This window comes from Candidatus Regiella insecticola LSR1, assembly GCF_000143625.1.
Taxonomy (GTDB): Bacteria; Pseudomonadota; Gammaproteobacteria; order Enterobacterales; family Enterobacteriaceae; genus Regiella; species Regiella insecticola.
Genome location: NZ_GL379710.1, coordinates 25,081 through 27,382 on the forward strand (window position 1 = coordinate 25,081; position 2,302 = coordinate 27,382).

Here is a 2,302-nt window from a genome sequence, read left to right on the forward strand (position 1 = left end):
ATGAACAAATCACCCGTGGCGTTAAGTTAGAAAACCGTAGCCGATTTTTCACTCACAGCCCAGCATCACATTTATTGACCTATGGCACGGAAGCGTATCAGCAGAAACAAAATCCCAGTGGTTTGGCGAAAAGCTTTCCAGCGGCGAAAATTAATGTCAATTCGGGTTGGGCACAAGACGAAATAACCCTGCGTGATCTACCTGTCTCTCTTTTGTTAGGGACTCGTTTTGACCGCTATCATGCCGAAAATAAAAAAAATCCAGATGTATCGGCGGATAAATGGTCATCACGAGGGGCTATCACCATTACACCTACCGACTGGTTGATGATGTTTGGCTCTTATGCACAGGCTTTCCGCGCGCCAAAAATGGGTGAGATATACAATGACGGTAAACATTTCTCTACTAGGCATGTTACGAATTTTTGGCAACCAAACCCTCATTTAAAACCAGAGACTAACGAAACACAAGAATATGGTTTCGGCTTGCAATTCGACAATGTATTGGCTAACAACGATGCCTGGCAATTTAAGGCCAGTTACTTTGATACACAAGCCAAGGATTACATTTACGTTGATGTCTATGATAACTATACAAAGACCAAAGCCAAAAATATTAAACAGGCCAAGATTTGGGGGTGGGATGTCATGATAAATTACCAAACAGATTGGTTTAGCTGGGATCTCGCTTACAACTGTACTCGAGGTAAAAATCAAGAGAGCGGAAATTATATTGCTAGTATTAATCCGGATACCCTCACGAGTAGACTTGATCTCCCTATAGCGAGCACAGGATTTTCTACCGGTTGGGTACTCACTGCAGCAAAAGATAACCATTTCATGCTCAGCTCTCCAAAAAATAAACGCTCACTAAAACCACAGGCGGGCTATGGCGTGAACGATTTTTATCTCAGCTATAAAGGCCAAGGCCATTTTCAAGGAATGACGACAACCGCGGTGTTAGCTAATGCTTTCGATAAACAATACGCTTCACCACAGGGGATTCCACAAGATGGGCGTAGTGCGAAACTATTTATCAGTTATCAATGGTAATTAAAAAGGACATCATCATGAAATCCTCGCTATACCTGCAATATCTTAAAGAAAAACAGCAATATCCAGGCATGTCGACCGCCAATATCGCCAAAACGTTCAATGTCAGTGAAGCCGCCCTCGCGCATGCGCGGGTAGGACATGATGCACAACGGCTACAAGTCGATGCGTTAACGTTATTAACTAAGTTAGAAAATATCGGTCTTGTCAAATAATCGACGACGGCTAATCGATATGCCATCCAGCAGATGATAGGTCGTTATAAAAACCAGAAATATACCCCTCGTGGAGGGATTATACTCAATCCACGCGAATTGGATCTCCGTCTGTTTTTAGACAAGTGGGACAGTATATTTGTCATGCGGGAACAAAATGAAAGACAAGGTGAACAGCAAAGTATCCATTTTTATGATGTAGAGGGTAATGCGGTACATAGCGTTTCTCTTACTGATGAAAGCCAGCATTCCCATTGGCAAAAGTTAATAGAAGAATACACTAGCCCTGATAATCCTGAACTGTTGCTGCAATCGTCATCTCCCTCTCAGAAAAACAGCATTGATATCAACAATGCCGCCCAGATTGAAGATGAATGGCGTAAGATGACAGATATTCACCAATTCTTCCGATTACTAGAACGGCATAATGTGACTCGTCAGCAGTTATTCCGTGTGGTTCCTGATGATCTGGCCTATCAAGTTGAGCGTGGAGCCTTACTGCAAATTCTTAATGCCGCTCATCAACAGCAGAATGAGATTATGATTTTCGTCAGTAACGGCGCTTGTATATAAATTTTTACCGGATTGATTGAACAAAATGTAACACAGCAAAAAACAATAGAAGAAGGTTGGATTGGCGTCAATAATCAGCGTTTTACTCTGCAGTTGCATGAAAGTGCGATCGCCGAAAGCTGGATCACGCGCAAACCAACCAAAGATGGTTTTGTCACCAGTTTGGAATTATTTGCTGCAGATGGCACCCAAATTGCCCAATTATTTGGGCAGCGCCATGAAGGGCAGCCCGAGCAGAGTCAATGGCGCGAACAATTGTCAGCCCTGCCTGTTAAAAAGGATGTCGCTGCATGAAAATTTGGCTACTGCCGTTGATCTTGGCATTGCCATTGTTCAATGCTGTTGCAGAGCGTATCGTCACTATTGGCGGTGACGTTTCCGAAATTACCTACGCCTTAGGCGTAGGTTCAAAAATGTGGCTCGTGACAGCACTAGCTTAACGCCATCAGCAATAAAATCATT

1 protein-coding gene and 2 pseudogenes are annotated in these 2,302 nt (G+C 43.1%); all 3 read left to right on the forward strand.

The window, feature by feature from the left end; translation table 11 throughout:
• Nucleotides 1-1,052: TonB-dependent receptor domain-containing protein (locus REG_RS14930; protein ID WP_339739754.1), on the forward strand; the 1,052-nt coding region annotated here is incomplete at its 5' end.
• Nucleotides 1,053-1,069: 17 nt separating this feature from the next.
• Nucleotides 1,070-2,134 (forward strand): annotated as a pseudogene (locus tag REG_RS09810) (hemin-degrading factor).
• Nucleotides 2,131-2,302 (forward strand): annotated as a pseudogene (locus tag REG_RS14935) (hemin ABC transporter substrate-binding protein); the annotation flags it as partial. The pseudogenes REG_RS09810 and REG_RS14935, both read left to right, overlap by 4 nt.